We start from the raw sequence: 16,605 nt of genomic DNA, 5'->3' as shown, positions 1-16,605 counted from the left end.
TATTCCCTCCCTATTTTATCAACGCAAGAAACACACCAGCTGCTACTGCTAATCCAATGACTCCGGCAACATTTGGGCTCATCGCATGCATCAAAATAAAATTGGTTGGGTCGGCCTCCTGAGCAATCTTTTGCGCAACCCTTGCTGAATCAGGCACAGCCGATACGCCAGCAGCTCCTATTAATGGGTTTATTTTTTGTTTTAAAAACAAATTCATAAATTTTGCAAACAAAATCCCCCCAGACAAAGAGCAAATAAATGCTAAAGCCCCAAGACCGAAAATAAGCAAACTCTGAGGTTTTAAAAATATCTCGGCTCTTGCGGAAGCACCCACACAAACCATAAGAATTATCGTAACAGTATCAAGAATATACCTACTTGCGGCTTCCACAAGTCTCTTCACATTTCCTGCTTCCCTGAGAATATTACCCAGCATCAACATGCCGATGAGCGAAAGTGATTGTGGCACCAGCAAGGCAGAGACAATCGTGACTATTATCGGAAAAAGAATCCGTTCCGTTTTTGAAACTCTTCGGGGAGGTCCCATTCTTATTTTTCGCTCTTCTTTTGTAGTCAAAATCTTAGACACTACAGGCTGAAGAATTGGTATCAGTGCGATATACGAGTAAGCTGCTATCGCTATTGATGAAAGTAGCTCGGGAGCAAATTGACTGCTGATGTATATCGATGTAGGACCGTCTGCTCCCCCTATGATACCGATTGACGCGGCTTGCTTTAGACTGAAACCAAAAATCTTTGCCAGAATAAACGTTATAAAAATACCTATTTGTGCTGCTCCACCAAGAAAAATGGTTAATGGGTAAGAAAGCATAAAAGAGAAATCAGTTAAGGCACCTATTCCAAGAAATATGAGAGGAGGGTATATACCCTTGGTCACACCCATATTCAAATACCAGAATAGCCCGCCTTCGTCAAAAAGTCTTGTCAACTGGGACGGAATATTGCCAAGAATTATTCCAAAAGCGATAGGTATAAGCAGTAACGGTTCAGCATCCTTCTTTATCGCAACATAAAGGAGAAGTAGAGCCACAAAATACATCAGAACATTCCCAACTGTCACATAGCCAAACGCCGATTGTTGAAAAAAGGCTATCAATCCTTCGAGCATTCTAAGACCTCCTAATTACTTCATCATTGGATAGTTCAGGTGTTGATCTATTGCCGTTTTTTTGGCTATTTCATATCCAGCATCCAGATGTCTTATAACACCGATTCCAGAGTCGTTTGTTAGCACACGTTCAAGTTTCTTTCTGGCAAGCTCAGTTCCATCAGCTACTATAACCATACCAGCATGAATAGAATACCCTATTCCTACACCTCCTCCATGATGAACGGAAACCCACGTAGCCCCACTTGCTGTATTGAGCAATGCGTTTAAAATAGGCCAATCAGCTATGGCGTCACTACCATCTTTCATTGCTTCTGTCTCTCTGTATGGAGAAGCCACAGAACCTGTGTCATGATGATCTCTGCCTATGACAATTGGAGCCTTAAGTTTTCCACTTTTTACCATCTCATTCATGGCAAGCCCCATGGCAGTTCTCTCGCCCTGACCAAGCCAGCAAATGCGAGCTGGCAATCCCTGCCAATGAATTTTTTCTCGGGCCATTTCAATCCACTTCCTGAGGTGTTCATCGCGTGGGAATAATTCCAGCACCTTTTGATCGGTAGCATATATATCTTCTGGGTCTCCACTTAAAGCAACCCATCTGAATGGTCCCTTTCCTTGAGCAAAGAGGTCCCTAATATATTCCGGAACATACCCCGGTATTTCAAAAGCGTTTCTAACTCCATGATCATATGCAAGCCTTCTTATGTTGTTACCGTACTCAAAAACCTTTGCACCGAGCTTTTTCATATTTAAAATTGCTTCTACATGTTCGCATACAGAATCATAAACTCTGTCTAAGTATTCCTGAGGATTATTTCTTCTAAGTTCGGCTGCTTGCTCAACTGTTAATCCTTTTGGAATATATCCATTCAATGGGTCATGCGCAGCAGTTTGGTCTGTGACCACATCTGGTATTATTCCAGATTCAACAAGTTTTGGATGAACCTCTGCGGCATTTGCCAGCAAACCTATTGAAAGAGGTTTTTGGGCTTTTCTGGCTTCATCGATCAGTCTTAAGGCTTCTTCGAGATCATCGGTCCATGTATCCAGATAACCTGTTTTCAACCTTCTATCTATCATTCTTTTATCTACTTCAACAGCGAGAATGATGCCATCGTTCATCGTTACAGCGAGTGGCTGAGCTCCTCCCATTTCACCAAGTCCAGCTGTTAAGACAAATTTTCCCTTCAGTGTTCCTTCAAAATATTTCTGTGCTACTGCATAAAAAGTTTCATACGTTCCTTGAAGTATCCCCTGTGTTCCTATGTAAATCCAGCTGCCAGCCGTCATCTGCCCAAACATTATCAAACCACGCTCTTCAAGTTCTCTAAAGTATTCCCAGTTGGCCCATTTTGGGACCAACAACGAATTTGCTATCAAAACACGTGGTGACCACTCACTGGTTTTGAAAACAGCAACTGGTTTACCACTCTGGACAAGTAACGTTTCATCAGATTCGAGTTTTTTCAGTGTTTCGACTATCTTATCAAAGCACTCCCAATTTCTCGCAGCTTTCCCCGTTCCACCATAGACAATCAAATTTGCTGGATCTCTGGCAACTTCCGGATCCAGATTATTCATCAACATCCGCATTGCTGCTTCAGTTTGCCAGCTTTTGCAGGTCAATGCGTTTCCTCTTGGAGCTTTGACTGTTCTCATAATCAATTACCTCCTTTCTTACTTTCTTTACAGTCTGTATTGTATCATTTCTATATATCCAGTAAGGAATAGAAAGGGGGTAAGAAATGAGAATTTACACAGTTGATACCAATCACTTAGATCATGTGCTACGAGAAGAATTGTTAAGAGCAAATGTTGTAATCAATAACGATGTAAGGATGTATGTTGAGAATTATGATGGTCCGTTCAACGACGTACTCAAAAAGAATATAGAGGTTGCAGAAAAACTCAAACTTCCGTTGTGCCAGGATACAGGAATGGTTGAATTCTTTGTTTTTGCAAATCCCAATGTGGTTACGGATAAACCTATCGAGTTTCTATTGAACGACATTGTGAGAAAATTGTATAGAGAAAATCCATTTAGATATTCTGTTGTTGAAGATCCATTGTTTGAACGAAAAAACACCTTTGACAACACACCCTGCATAGTACACATATTTCAAACAGAGCTTAAAACATTCCAGATACATTTCCTGATAAAAGGCGGAGGTAGCGAGAATCTAACTCGATTGTTCATGCTAAATCCAACGATCGGTAAGCAGGAGATCATAAATTTGGTTGTCCAGCATATTTCAGAAAACGGAGCAAAGGCATGCCCACCATTAAAAATCGGTATAGGAATAGGTGGTAGTGCCGAAAAAGCAGTTATTCTTTCAAAACTTGCCCTCATACGAAAATTCGGCGAAAGGAATGTTGATAGAAATTATGCACAACTTGAAAAAGAGTTGTGCGAAAAGATCAATTCTCTCAAGATAGGGTTTCAAGGTTTACACGCAGGTCCAACTGTCTATGATGTCCACATTGAGCAGATGCCAACACACATAGCAGTCCTACCGGTAGCTGTATCTGTGGATTGTTATCTGTGCAGAGGAGGGAGTGTCGAGATTGAACTTAGTGAAATTGAATGTAGGTGAGAGAATAGATTACAGCGGAGAGTTTCTGATAATGAGAGATGCTGCTCAAAAACGTATCAAGATGATGATTGATCATGGAGAGCAACCGTTAATTGATTTGTCCGGAAAAATTGTGTTCTACGCCGGGCCAACCAACCCAAAAAACAACAGGAGAGCGATAGGGCCAACCACAAGCGAAAGAATGGATAACTATTTAGAGATTCTTTACAAATTAGGAGTAATTGCAACTGTTGGAAAGGGGAAAAGAGGAAAAGTTGCAAGAGAGTTATGCAAGAAATATAATCGTGTCTATTTTATAACACCAAGTGGTGCTGCGGCAGCATTATCAACGCACATAGAAGACATCAGATTGATTGCGTTTGACGATCTCGGGCCAGAGGGAATATATGTGGCAAAAGTTGTAAATTTTCCTCTAATAGTAGCTATAGACTCACTTGGAAACGATCTTTTTTTATAACAGACTAAACAAAACCCCGCGCCAAAAAGCGCGGGGTTCAGATTTTTGATAACCTCAGTTTCTTGGAAAGACTATGAACTTCAAAGCTGTTCTGGTTTCCTTATCAATTTCAACATCGGTAAATGCAGGAATACTAACAAGATCAACACCGCTTGGTGCTAAATAACCTCTTGCTATAGCTATAGCTTTGACAGCCTGGTTAACAGCACCGGCACCAATTGCTTGAAGCTCTGCCTTTCCATTTTCTCTGATCATTCCAGCGAGAGCACCCGCAACTTTGTTTGGGTTAGAATTAGAGGCTACCTTCAATACTTCCATCTTTTCTACCTCCTTTAGCCAAGCGATTTCAACATTGTAGCTGCGATGAAAATTGCATTTGGCGCGCCTGGCAGGACTTGAACCCGCAACCATCGGATCCGAAGTCCGACGCTCTATCCATTGAGCTACAGGCGCGCATCCTGGGGTGACCAGCGGGATTTGAACCCGCGACCACCTGATCCACAGTCAGGCGCTCTGCCAGCTGAGCTATGGTCACCATCCCTGGCGCGCCCGGCGGGAATCGAACCCACAACCCTCGGATTAGAAGTCCGATGCTCTATCCTATTGAGCTACGGGCGCTGGAGCGGGCGACGGGATTCGAACCCGCGACCCTCGGCTTGGAAGGCCGATGCTCTACCATTGAGCTACACCCGCACAATGCCATAAGATATTTTACTATACCCTGATAAAAAATCAAGAGCTAACCTTCTTCTTGCTTTAACAAAGTGAAGATCTCTACATCAGTGATACTCTAATTCAGAAAATATTTTATCTCCTCAATGAGAATTATGTAACAACGGACAATAATCAATTTATGATTTGCTCAAAAAACATATACAGGTTTTTTATTTTTCGTATTAATACTGATCAAATGAGTGCCCTTCTCAACAAATTTGACTGAAAAATCTTTTCTGTGAGTTTCGTAAGGTGGTACAGCTACCCTTTGACAGTCGATTAACTTCTCGTCTGCAAAGAGAAGTAAATCGTCTTCATAAGTTGAAATTGATTTGTTCTGTATAAATACTGAAATCACCAATTCTTCGTTTACTTTTAACTTTTGTTTGGAAAGACTCATACTGATTTCATAGTCTTCTTCAAATGCAGGTAAGCGTCTATAAAATTCTGATGAATCTGTATTATTAGTTGCAAGCAATCTGAATTCATAATGATAAATTCCCGGTATGAGAATGTATTCAGGATGTGGCAAAGCCCCCCAGCTATCATCACCTCCAACACCCATTTGTTTGTAATCTACATTAACGGTGATTAAATCCTGTTCAATTAATTCGTTCGTGTGTTGGGCTTTTTCAAGACTTTCCATGGAAAAGGGCCAGACGCTGAAATTGATCACTGGAACACCATAGACAAAAAGTGAAGATCTTTCGTCGGATATGGAAAACCATCGAACATCTGTTCTATTACCGGTTTCTTGTGGCCTTATGTATTTATGAATCATCTCAGAAACATTCTTCTCATGTATTGAAAAAATTCCACTGTCTTTTCTATCTTCGTACGTTTCATGAGGTCCTCTTCCATACCATTTTACTTTCGTAAATGATTTCGGCATCGTAAAGCTTGTCCCGACTCTTGGAATTTCTACACGACTTTCTCTGGCGTCTAAAACATAATCAATCAGGATTTCATTGTTGGGAAAAACCGTATAAGTTAAATGCAGCAGCGAATCTCCTGGAAGGCGATTTAAAGAAGCAATACTTATGTAGTTTTTCTCGATTTGAAAATTAATCTTCTGCAGACTTTGGTGATAAGTTGCTTCCTTCCATACAAACAATCTTTCCGGCATTTTATTTCCTAAATCGTTGTCTGTAGGTGCTCTGTAAAAATTAGGTGCTAATTTGCACAAAATGGTTTCCTCTCCAAGTTTGATATATTCCAGAAACCCTGTTTTTTTTGAAAAAGCAACCGCAACGTTTTTTGATAAAACAATGTACTGATTGCTATTTTCCCTCAAATTGATATTACCTTTGATAGATATTCTTTCGTAACACGGTTCTTTAACTTGAAATTGCTCCCAGGCAACAATGTGTCCTTTTTTTGCCCATACTGTATCTTTTTTCAGTAAAAACAAAAAAATTATGAAATATTCCCCATTATCCAGCTGTGGAAAATTTATTGATATCGTTTTTCGCTCTCCTGCTGGTAGCTCCACATCGATTTTCTGGCTCATGACGATTTTCCCATCTTTTTTCAGTTCCCAAAAAATATCGAATGCACTGAGATTTGTGCAGGAATACCTGTTTTCTATCTCAAACAAATTTCTGTTGATCCTGCTGACTTTCACATACTGATAAATTTTCTTCACTTCACTTAATGCCGGAGAAGGAGTTCTATCAGGCAGCACTAATCCATTACAGCAAAAATTTCCGTCATTGGGTTCATCCCCAAAATCTCCTCCATAAGCCCAAAAAGTTCCACCGGCTTCATCTTTCTTCTCAAAACCTTGATCAACCCAGTCCCATATACAACCACCGTGAAGGTAAGGTTGATTTTCCACTACCTGCCAGTAATCTCTCAGATTACCCACACTGTTTCCCATAGCATGGGCATATTCGCACATTATTAAAGGTCTGCTTTGCTCTTTTGAAGCATACTCAAGCAATTTTTCAATAGGTGGATACATAACCGAAACTACATCAAGATAAAAGGCATCACCAGGCTTCATCGCACCATAAGGCGCATAGTGCACCATGCGCGTGTTATCTCGTGATTTTATCCACAGAGCAGGATACTCAAAATTTTCTCCATCCCCTGCCTCATTTCCAAGAGACCAGAAGATGACACTGATGTGATTTTTATCTCTTTCAACCATTCGTTGAATTCTATCAAAATGTGCCTTCTTCCATTCAGGTTTATTAGCAAGAGTTTCCTCCGGGTCCCATCCCACGCCATGTGATTCTATATTTGCTTCGTCTATAACATAGAGACCGTAATAGTCACACAGATCGTACCATTTAGTTTGATTGGGATAATGGGACGTTCTCACAGTGTTTATGTTATTTTGCTTCATAAGTTCAATATCTTTGAACATAGTTTCCACACCTACGGCATGCCCACGACGTGGGTCGAATTCATGCCTGTTAACCCCTTTTATATACAGCAATTTTCCATTCAAGAGTAATCTTCCGTGATTTATCTGTATCTTTCGAAAACCAGTATTTATCTTTTTCTCATCTTCGCCGACCTTTACTTTCAGAACATACAGATACGGAGTTTCAACAGACCACTTGAAAACTTTCCCCAAAACAAAGGTATACGATAAAGTTTCAAGCTGATGTGAAAGAATTATTCTTTCTTCTTTCAAAATCGATTCTTTGCCATCTGGATCAACTATCGATATTGATATCGTGCTTTCAATCTTATTTGCAAGAGAATTTTTGATTTCCATGTCAACAAATAGTTTCCCATTTTTGAATTCTTCATCGAGATCTGTTCTCACAAAGATATCTCGCAGGTATATCCTGGGTGTTGTGTATAAATAAACATCTCTATATATTCCTGCAAGCCACCACATATCTTGATCTTCTAAATAACTTCCATCGCACCATTTCAATACCTCAACGGTCAGAGTATTACTTCCCGGTTTTAAATAATCGTTCACTCTGAATTCAGCGGGGGTGCAGCTGTCTTTACTATAACCAACTCTTTTCCCATTTATCCACAAATAGAAAAACGACCTGACACCTTCAAAATGTAAAAATATCTCTCTATCAAACCATGAATCAGGTATAATAACCGTTTTTCTGTATATACCTGTAGGGTTGTAATTCTTAGAAATTTCTGGTGGATTTTTTCCGAAGGGGTATGTGGTATTTGTATATATCGGCTTATCATATCCAAACATTTCCCAGTTGCTTGGTACATCTATTTCATCCCAGGAACTATCGTCAAAATTTTCATCATAGAAGTTGCAAGGTAAATCGAAGGGGTTATTTGAAAAAAAGAATTTCCATTTTCCACTTAATGGTATAAACTGTTTCGGATATTCCCAGCATGCCGTGAAAGGATTGAAATAAGGTATAAACGTTGCGTGTGGTTTCTCTATGTTTTCATTCACGGCTTCAGGATCTTGCCATTCCATTTTTCAGACCTCCTTAAGCACTCTCACGAACGATCAATTCAACATCGAGCAAAATTTTTCTTGCCCGTTTTCTTTTTCCCCTCATTCTTTCAAGAAGCATTCTGAACGCTTCGAAACCCATCTCGTATTTCTTTATTTTCACGGTTGTCAACGAAGGACAGATGAACGAGGAAAAAATTATGTCATCATATCCAACAACCGCTACCTCTTCCGGTAAACTAAAATTCATTTCTTTTAGAGCTTTGATAGCACCAAAAGCAACAAGGTCATTGTAGCAAAAAACAGAATCAAATTTTATACGTTCTTCAAGAGCATTTTTAATTGCGGTATAACCGTCTTCAATGTTTATATCTGTTATGAAAACACGTCTCCTGTCAAATTCTATTCCGTGGTCACATAAAGCTTTCCTGAAACCTTCAACTCGCATTCTTGCAGCTGAATTGTAGAGTGGCCCACAAATGATTAAAGTTTTGTTCCTTCCATTTTCGAGTAAGTGATTTGCAGCGATATAACCTCCTTTTAACTCATCATTATATATTTCGTCTATCTCAATGTCTTCGAAATGCCTTCCCAGGATAACAGCAGGAATATCTTTTCGCGATAATTTTTTTATATCTTCATCTTTTTCCTGAACAGGTGCTATCAAGAGACCATCAACTCTCCTTTGAAAGAGCAATTCGATAGCGTTCACCTCATTCTGGTAAACCCTTTCCGTATTCATAAGAATGATTTGATAACCATATTTTCTTGAAGCGGCTTCAATTCCTTTCAGGACTTCGGCATAGAATGGGTTTGAACTATCTGCAAGTATAACTCCGACTGTTTGTGTTTGCTTCTGCCTTAAAAGTGAGGCTGTTATGTTTTTAATATACCCAAGTTCCCTCGCAATGCTTAGAATCCGCTTCTTCGTATCCTCGCTTATATCTGGTTTGTTATTCAAAGCCCTCGAGACAGTATTAATTGAAACTCCTGCTCTCTTAGCTATATCAACTATCGTCACATACCTTTTCCTCAGACTCACTGCACTTCCCTCATTAACTTAAATTCATCAATCCAGCCCCAGTTACCGGATTTTCCTCTAACGATGACGCTTATCTTTATCTTTCCTGTGGTTATCTGGATGTTCTTTAGCTGAGGATTGTTCCATTTCAGCCACCCTGTATTGACGATTTTCACCGACTTCTCAGGACCACCATATTCACTAATTTTGAGATATACCGTATCTGACCCGCCACCTTGAATCCACATACTGACGGTGTAGACACCATCGGGTAAATTAGTTACGTTTTGATATAACTCGAATTCAAAATCCTTATCCAGCCAATAATTCAACGCATATTTGCCGTGGTGTGCATTTTGCGGTGGATCTGCGCGAATTACTTTCACCGCTTCCCTGTTGCCTGCAACCTGCCACGGTTCCAGAACAGCCAGTTCAAAACTTGCATTCTGCAGATAATTTCTTTCCTCTTTCACAATTACCGTAGCTTCTATTTTCTCACCCGCGCTTGTTATAACTCCCTTTACCACATGCTCTCCTGGAGTGTTCAGATCTTCTGCTGGAATTTCCTCCCACTGAACCTCTACTGGTCGAACAGAACCATCCGAAAAAGCAGCTTTTACTGACCCGGGTAATTCCGGTTTTTCCCCAAGAAATACTTCAATTATCGGTAAAGAAAACTCTTTTAAAACGGCAACCTTTTCGAAAGGACTCTCAAAGATTTCGACAATATCAAGTAGATTACCGTGAAAGTCGAAAAGTGCCTGATTTTCCCACGGGTTACCCTCGTTAATTTTCCACCCGACGCCTTTAACCGGTATCCATGCTCCTTCCCAGTAGAAAAAACCCTTGCATTTTCCTTCTGAAACGCTTTTCAAAGTTCTTATCAAATCGCTCAGAAATGCCTTTTGGCCTTCTATCGATGCATCATAACCCGCTATGTGTTCTTGTTGTTCGCCAAATATATTTGGATATCCATCGAAATCCTGTAAAGTCCAGGCATATGCCGTTTCTGCTATAACAATATCCTTATCGTATCGTCGCGCTATATCATTCAGATTTTCAGACAAATCTTTCAAGCTGCCATGCCAATAAGGATAGTATGAGACTCCTATAACATCAAAATCGACATTCCGCCTGACCATTTCATCAAAAAACCATCTGTAAAGTGGATTATTACCACCATCGGCGAGATGAAGCATAATCTTTATAGAAGGATCAACTTCCCGAACAGCTTTAATTGCCTTTTTTGCAAGCTTTACAAAGCCATCAAATCCACCAGCATTTTGCCCGGAAATCTGACCGTCGGGCCAGAGAAAACCGTTATTTATTTCGTTCCCTATCTGTACCATATCTGGAGAAGCCTGATTTTGCCTCATGTATATTAGAACCTCTCTTGTGTAATTATAAATAGCATTCTGAAGATCATCACCATGTAATTCAGCCCAAGCTTTTGGTTTGTTTTGTTTGCCGGGATCCGCCCACCAGTCACTGTAATGAAAATCAACAAGAACTTTTAAGCCTGCGGCTTTTGCTCTCATAGCTATCTGTGTCATTTTTACATAATCGCAATTTCCTCCTCCCAGCGGTTCACCATGATCTGTTGGATCGTTCCATACTCTCAATCTCACCCAGTTCACGCCGTGATCTTTCAAAATCTCAAGGCAACTTTTTTCCACGCCACTGTCATAGTATTTTCCTCCAGCTTTTTCTATCTCGTATAACGTTGACACATCTACTCCTATTATGAAATCATTTGCTAAAATAGATATATTCATAAAAATCAGTATGAAAATCAAAGCAGTTAATCTCATGCCTTTTCCCCCTCATTCTTTGACTGCTCCTCTCGTTAATCCACTCACCAGGTACCTCTGCAGGGAAAGAAATAATATAACCATGGGCATCATTCCAAGAAGCGATGCCGCTGTAAACAATCCCCACTCTGTTTCATATGGCCCAGTTGAAAACGCCCATAAGCCAAGTGCATAGGTATAATTCTGGACATTTTGCAATATAATACGGGCGATGACGTATTCGTTGAAAGTTCCTATAAATACAAGAAGGAAGACAACTGTCAAAATTGGCTGGGCTAAAGGTAAAACTATTTTGTAAAAACTCTGGAATCTTGTTGCACCATCGACAATAGCTGCCTCTTCTAACGAAGGAGGTATCAAATCGTAGAAACCTTTTATCAGATACATGTTGTAAGCAATGTTGGTTAAATAGGCAAAAATTAAACCACCAAGACTGTCTATTCCCAGAAAGTCAATATATCTGCCAAGAAAATTTAGTAGGTTATATATTGCAACCATAAATATCACGCTGGGAAACATCTGTATTAATAAAAGGCTCAAAATACCATATCTTCTACCAACAAATCTCATTCTACTGAATGGATAAGCTGCAACAGCACAAACCGCAGTTGTTATAAAAGCAACGATCAGAGACACAATCACAGAATTAAGAACCCATCTAAGAAAATAATGTTTGGTTTTCTGTTTCCAAATTTGATCTACTCTAAACAAATTTTTATCTACAGCCCCAAAATCATCTTTCAACTGAGAAAAAGGCGCTATTTTCATAAGCACGCCCGATTTACGCATAACGACAGCCATATCTGATCGAACTCTGGTTACAAAGTCTAATTTCACTACATCGTACAATTTACTCAAAGGCTCCGAAGTTACAAAAATTCCATTGAATGATACTTTCAGCAATTGTTTCCATGATATTTGAAAATCCTGCAAATATCTTTCAACATCAATAAATACAGATTCGAGGTTTTTAGAAAAGTTCTCAAATTTTGTTGCAAATGTACGATATTCCTCGATCCACCTCATTTTATCGATTACACGTTTTAGTTCTTCATAAACTTCATCTCTCTCATTGTAGGAATTGAAAAATCCTCTCAACCAGTTCAAAACAGCTGAATATTTCAAAAGATCCGCTTTTTCAAATGATTTGATCGAACTGACAGTCGAAATTCTATTCTCTAACTGAGAAAGAAAGATTTTCAGATTCACCATCATTCTTTCATCATTAAACTGGCTATTTATTGTTTCCAGCTTTGCAGAAATCTCTTCTTGCTGTGCTTTGAGATCACTTATGGTAGAATTCAATTCTGAAAATTTTTCACCAAGCTGTTTAAAAGTATTAATTTTCTCCGGCAGGTTAATGGATAATTCATCAAGTTCTTTTGCTATTCTTTCTATTCTGGGTTGAAGCTCCTGGTATGCCCTTAAAAGGTCACTATAAATCAGTTTCTTTTTCATGTTTGGATTAACAAAATCAAATTCGTACAAAATCGAAATAATTCGATCAACGGTGTTTAAAACAGCTTCATAATCCAGAAAGCCCTCAAATCGACTTTTTATTTTTTCTAACTGCTCAATGGTTGAAGAGATGCTTGCGAAAAACCACTCATCTTCAATTAACCAGGGATTTTCAACAGAGCTTTCCATCAGTGAATTCTTCAAATCCAGCAAATTTTCCAACGATTCCATTATGGAATTCATTTCATTAATCAAATCCTGATTCAAGATCATATCCAAATTGAGAATCTCTTTTTGAAACTCGTTAAGCTGACTTCTCACAACTGCAAGATCTTTGTTGAGCAATTCAAGCTCTTCTGTTTTCGTCTCATATTGTCTGGAGTATTTTCCAATGTACGAATCATAAATCATTTTCAGCTTTTCAAGAGCATTTTCGAAATCTTCGGAGGAATCTATATCCAATTGTGTTAAGCTGCTCAAATCATCCTTCAAAGCGTTAAAAACAGCTGATCCATATTTTTCTTTTGAAAGATATTCGTATAAAACTACCATGAATTCTTCTGATGAAAATGGAATTTTATCCATAATTTTTTTGCTCACAGTTTCTTTCAAATGTTCCAGATCGGCTGATGCAGTGTTTTTAATCTCTTCTGAATGGTTTTGAAGAAATTCGCTGATGTATTCGTAAGATTTTCTTGCGTCTTCGTACCTCAATCGAGTTTCCTTGAGATACGATGTTATTTTTTGCAAAGATACACTGATTTTTTGCTCAGCCTGAGAATAAGAAAGCTCATTGTAAGGCTTCGCTCGAGAGAGAATATTCTGCATATCTTGAATAAGAATCGGTACATTTTTCTCCGGAGCTACAAGATCTATATAGTTTTGAAGCGTCAATCTCGTAGTAAAAAGATCACTTGAAAAAGCTGCTTCGTCTCTTCTAAATGAAGTCGTGATTACCCAAATTGTGGGAAAGAGAATAATTATTATTGAAAAAACGAGAAATGCATGCAAAAAGACTCTTCTAACATGCTTGATTTTTCTCATTATTCCACCTCTTCAAAGGCTCCTGATATCTTGAAATTGAACAAACTTATTCCCCCAACTAAGAAAAAAATCATTATTGAAATAGCACCCGCAAAACCGAAATTCTGACCTTCTCCGGCTTCGAACGCCAGTTTGTAGACATAAGATATCAATATATCAGTATACCCAGTTGGAGTAGTTGAGCCGGGAATAGGTGGACCTCCACCTGTTATCAGATAGATAATAGTAAAATTGTTGAAACTAAAAGCAAAACTACTTACAAGCAAAGGAGCTATAACTGTCATTAAAAATGGAAAAGTAACGTAAGCAAATCTCTTGAATCTGCCTGCCCCATCTATCATGGCGACTTCATACATTTCAGGGGGTATACCCTGAAGAACCCCTAAGGATATTGTCATCATATATGGAAATGTAAGCCAGATATTCACAATCAGCACTCCAATTCTTGCCCAAAGCGCATCATTCATCCATTTGATGGCAGGCAAACCAAATAAAGGTAATAAAAATTTATTAATCAGCCCATACGTTTCGTTTAGAAGGCCGTTTCTCCAGATCAAGGCAGAAATGAAAACAGGTATAGCCCACGGAATTATAAGGAGTGTTCTGTAAACGTTGCGCCCTCTTAATCTGCTATCATTCAAAATCAACGCAAAAGGTAAACCAACCGCCAGAGAAAGCACGACACTCAATAAAGCCCAGATAAAAGTCCAAATGAATATCTTCAAGAATGGGCCCGAGACATTGGGATCTGTTGCGATTCGGATGAAGTTTTTCCAACCAACATAATCAATGAAACCAATTAGAAAAACCTCCTCACCCTTCTCATTGAGGTCGTATAATGCACCTTCCCTTTCTATCAGTTTATTTTCAGTTTTATTGTTAACTAAAATCGCTTTCGATTTCACTTTTCCATCCTCATAAATTTCTTCATATCCAAGGCGATACAACCTTTCTATTTGCATAAATCTCCATTCGCCATCGGGAGCTACCCGAAGAGCATATCTGACTCCATTTTGATCTACAAAATCTGACCTGTACAGATAAAGTTGAGCTATTTTTCCTTTGAAATGAGGTTCGTTTACCTGAAGGAATGGATCTCCTGGCGAATAAAAAGCCCTGTATGTTTTTTCATATAGAGAAATCAACTTGATTTCCCCAAGATCATTCGAAACGGGGGTAATTCGGTACTGCTTTCCATCTATCTCAACATAGTCTTCCTTTATCGGATATAGATAAGCTTCACTGAGAAGTACTTCCTGCCCCCTTTTTACAGCAGCTTTCGGCTTTTCTCCAAGGAAAATCTGTCCATTTATTTTGAATAGAATAACAAAATCATCCGTCGGGGTTAACCCGTCATAACGCAGAAAAATTTTGTAATCCACACTTTTGTCATCTATAGCGTAAGTGAAATTTGGATCATAAAGTAATCTCTCAATAGCTTCTTGCTTTTGCATATAATGACCTGTCCCATAATTCGTGAAGGCTATTTTCACAGTGAAATATATCGGGTAAAGAACCAGTACAAAAAGTAGCACTAAAGCAGGAGCAACATATCTGTATGGATAAGCACGCGGATTGAAAATGAAAAAATCAATCAAAAACAATAATATGAAAAAGACTACCCCGAGCTCGTAATATCCATTTTGTATAAGAAAAGCAGCTCCCCAGAAAAAAAGCACATTCATTATCAAAAATAAAGACCATTTTAAAAATCGGAAGATATATTTCACAGATCTTCTTCCTCCTTGCACAGATGCCCGGGTGTGAGCCCGGGCTTAGTTTATTGCGTTTGCGATTTGATTCGCTCGACGGCAGTCTTTAAAGCATCTTCCACCGATGCTTTGTTATTTACCACAAGATTCAACGCATCATTCATCGCTCCCCACACAGAAGCCATCTGAGGCACATTTGGCATCGGTATACCATTTGCAGCACTCTGCGTGAAAGCCACCACATCGGGATTGTCTTTCACAAGTTCTAAAACATCTTTTCTCGCAGGTAATCTCGGATCACCCAGATATAGTTTGTACATAGTGTCCCTCTTGGCGATGAAATTAGTAAGAAATTCCATTGCCAAGAGTTTGTTGGTTGACTTGGCATTTACCATAAATCCCTGAACACCAACGAAAGGTCTTGCTACCATGTCAGGTCCAACATTTGGAATCACTGCCACTCCATAATCAATCCCTGCATCCTTGTAAGCCTTAGTGGCCCACGGTCCATTAATTATCATTGCTGCTTTCCCTTCCTTGAACATAGAATCCATGATCTGGTAATTGTCACTTGGATCAAGAATTCCCTCGTCAACAAATCTTTTTATCAACGTCACTCCCTTAACAGCTCCTTCGTTTGCAAGTCCGATATCTTTGATGTTTAATCCTTGATCAGTCTGCTTGAAAACATACCCGCCATAGCCGAATATGAACGGAACGGCATAGTAAAATTCCGTCGTTGATGTTACAAAACCTCTCACTTCCCCACCAAATTCTGTATCGATTTGCTTTGCAAACTGTATCATTTCTTCAACCGTTTGCGGAGGCTGAGGTACAAAATCTTTGTTGTAAATCAAAGCAATTGCTTCCATTGAGTAAGGCAATCCGTAGAGTTTCCCACCATACGAAAATGCATTTAAACCAGTTTCATAAAATTGGTTCAAATCTGAAAATACTGGAATTGGCTCAATCAGGCCGTTCACCACCAGCTCGCCAACCCAATCATGTGCGCCAACTATAATATCTGCACCCTGACCTTCTGGAGCGGCTGTTAAAAACTTAGGCTTGATATCCGAAAAGTTTACATACTGAACTTCCACGTCTACGTTATACTTTGCCTTAAATTCTTCAGCCAGTTTCTGCAGAATATCAACCTGCTTTTCAGAACACCAGATCACAAGTTTTGTCTGTGCAAAGATAAAAATACTCATCAGCAGAAGGGTAAAAATGAAGAATTTTTTCATTTCCAATCACCTCCTGTC

General features: G+C 39.2%; 11 protein-coding genes and 4 tRNA genes. 2 read left to right on the top strand and 13 right to left on the bottom strand.

Annotated features, from left to right (window positions below):
• Positions 1-10 precede the first annotated feature (10 nt).
• A complete protein-coding gene (locus tag TLET_RS04720) occupies positions 11-1,129 on the bottom strand; it encodes a sodium ion-translocating decarboxylase subunit beta (RefSeq protein ID WP_012002967.1) in 1,119 nt (372 codons plus the stop codon).
• Between the two features lie 15 nt (positions 1,130-1,144).
• Positions 1,145-2,791, bottom strand: coding sequence for a urocanate hydratase (gene hutU / locus TLET_RS04715; protein WP_012002966.1), 1,647 nt, complete (start codon positions 2,789-2,791; stop codon positions 1,145-1,147).
• An 86-nt stretch (positions 2,792-2,877) separates the two neighbouring features.
• Here hutU and TLET_RS04710 point away from each other — a divergent pair, with 86 nt between their 5' ends.
• Both TLET_RS04710 and TLET_RS04705 read left to right on the top strand, forming a co-directional pair.
• The gene (locus TLET_RS04710) at positions 2,878-3,726 is read left to right on the top strand and encodes a fumarate hydratase (RefSeq protein WP_012002965.1); all 849 of its coding nucleotides are present in this window, start codon (positions 2,878-2,880) and stop codon (positions 3,724-3,726) included.
• The gene (locus TLET_RS04705) at positions 3,698-4,183 is read left to right on the top strand and encodes a FumA C-terminus/TtdB family hydratase beta subunit (RefSeq protein ID WP_012002964.1); all 486 of its coding nucleotides are present in this window, start codon (positions 3,698-3,700) and stop codon (positions 4,181-4,183) included. The genes TLET_RS04710 and TLET_RS04705 overlap by 29 nt, the downstream gene beginning before the upstream one ends.
• Positions 4,184-4,237: 54 nt before the next feature.
• Here the strand turns inward: TLET_RS04705 and TLET_RS04700 are convergent, their stop codons facing one another.
• The 11 genes from TLET_RS04700 to malE all read right to left on the bottom strand — a co-directional run bounded on the left by TLET_RS04700 (position 4,238) and on the right by malE (position 16,587).
• Entirely contained in the window at positions 4,238-4,501 is a 264-nt protein-coding gene (locus TLET_RS04700; RefSeq protein ID WP_012002963.1) for a stage V sporulation protein S, read from the bottom strand.
• 59 nt (positions 4,502-4,560) lie between these two features.
• Positions 4,561-4,636, bottom strand: a tRNA-Arg gene (locus TLET_RS04695).
• A 6-nt stretch (positions 4,637-4,642) separates the two neighbouring features.
• Positions 4,643-4,718 (bottom strand) — tRNA-His (locus TLET_RS04690).
• 6 nt (positions 4,719-4,724) lie between these two features.
• A tRNA-Arg gene (locus TLET_RS04685) sits at positions 4,725-4,801 on the bottom strand.
• A tRNA-Gly gene (locus TLET_RS04680) sits at positions 4,802-4,876 on the bottom strand. It lies immediately after the preceding tRNA gene.
• 169 nt (positions 4,877-5,045) lie between these two features.
• Positions 5,046-8,318 (bottom strand): beta-galactosidase LacZ, encoded by a 3,273-nt coding sequence (gene lacZ / locus TLET_RS04675; protein WP_012002962.1) that lies wholly within the window; start codon positions 8,316-8,318, stop codon positions 5,046-5,048.
• A gap of 13 nt (positions 8,319-8,331) precedes the next feature.
• Positions 8,332-9,333, bottom strand: coding sequence for a LacI family DNA-binding transcriptional regulator (locus TLET_RS04670; protein WP_041428564.1), 1,002 nt, complete (start codon positions 9,331-9,333; stop codon positions 8,332-8,334).
• Positions 9,334-9,335: 2 nt separating this feature from the next.
• Positions 9,336-11,129 (bottom strand): glycosyl hydrolase 53 family protein, encoded by a 1,794-nt coding sequence (locus TLET_RS04665; protein ID WP_012002960.1) that lies wholly within the window; start codon positions 11,127-11,129, stop codon positions 9,336-9,338.
• A gap of 12 nt (positions 11,130-11,141) precedes the next feature.
• On the bottom strand, positions 11,142-13,631 hold the full coding sequence (locus TLET_RS04660) for an ABC transporter permease subunit (RefSeq protein WP_012002959.1): 2,490 nt from the start codon (positions 13,629-13,631) through the stop codon (positions 11,142-11,144).
• A complete protein-coding gene (locus TLET_RS04655) occupies positions 13,631-15,361 on the bottom strand; it encodes a DUF4896 domain-containing protein (RefSeq protein WP_012002958.1) in 1,731 nt (576 codons plus the stop codon). The genes TLET_RS04660 and TLET_RS04655 overlap by 1 nt, the downstream gene beginning before the upstream one ends.
• A gap of 50 nt (positions 15,362-15,411) precedes the next feature.
• Positions 15,412-16,587 carry a maltose/maltodextrin ABC transporter substrate-binding protein MalE gene (gene malE / locus TLET_RS04650; protein WP_012002957.1) on the bottom strand — a complete coding sequence of 392 codons (1,176 nt, stop codon included), beginning with the start codon at positions 16,585-16,587 and terminating at the stop codon, positions 15,412-15,414.
• Positions 16,588-16,605 lie beyond the last annotated feature (18 nt).

Source organism: Pseudothermotoga lettingae TMO (assembly GCF_000017865.1).
Classification (GTDB): domain Bacteria; phylum Thermotogota; class Thermotogae; order Thermotogales; family DSM-5069; genus Pseudothermotoga_B; species Pseudothermotoga_B elfii.
This window is presented reverse-complemented; position numbering and strand designations above follow the sequence as displayed.

What these genes read in the sequence shown, in the direction of transcription:
- TLET_RS04700 (WP_012002963.1), bottom strand. Translation starts at nt 4,501, where the DNA reads ATGGAAGTATTGAAGGTAGCCTCTAATTCTAACCCAAACAAAGTTGCG.
- TLET_RS04660 (WP_012002959.1), bottom strand. Translation starts at nt 13,631, where the DNA reads ATGAGAAAAATCAAGCATGTTAGAAGAGTCTTTTTGCATGCATTTCTC.
- lacZ (WP_012002962.1), bottom strand. Translation starts at nt 8,318, where the DNA reads ATGGAATGGCAAGATCCTGAAGCCGTGAATGAAAACATAGAGAAACCA.
- hutU (WP_012002966.1), bottom strand. Translation starts at nt 2,791, where the DNA reads ATGAGAACAGTCAAAGCTCCAAGAGGAAACGCATTGACCTGCAAAAGC.
- TLET_RS04665 (WP_012002960.1), bottom strand. Translation starts at nt 11,129, where the DNA reads ATGAGATTAACTGCTTTGATTTTCATACTGATTTTTATGAATATATCT.
- TLET_RS04710 (WP_012002965.1), top strand. Translation starts at nt 2,878, where the DNA reads ATGAGAATTTACACAGTTGATACCAATCACTTAGATCATGTGCTACGA.
- malE (WP_012002957.1), bottom strand. Translation starts at nt 16,587, where the DNA reads ATGAAAAAATTCTTCATTTTTACCCTTCTGCTGATGAGTATTTTTATC.
- TLET_RS04720 (WP_012002967.1), bottom strand. Translation starts at nt 1,129, where the DNA reads ATGCTCGAAGGATTGATAGCCTTTTTTCAACAATCGGCGTTTGGCTAT.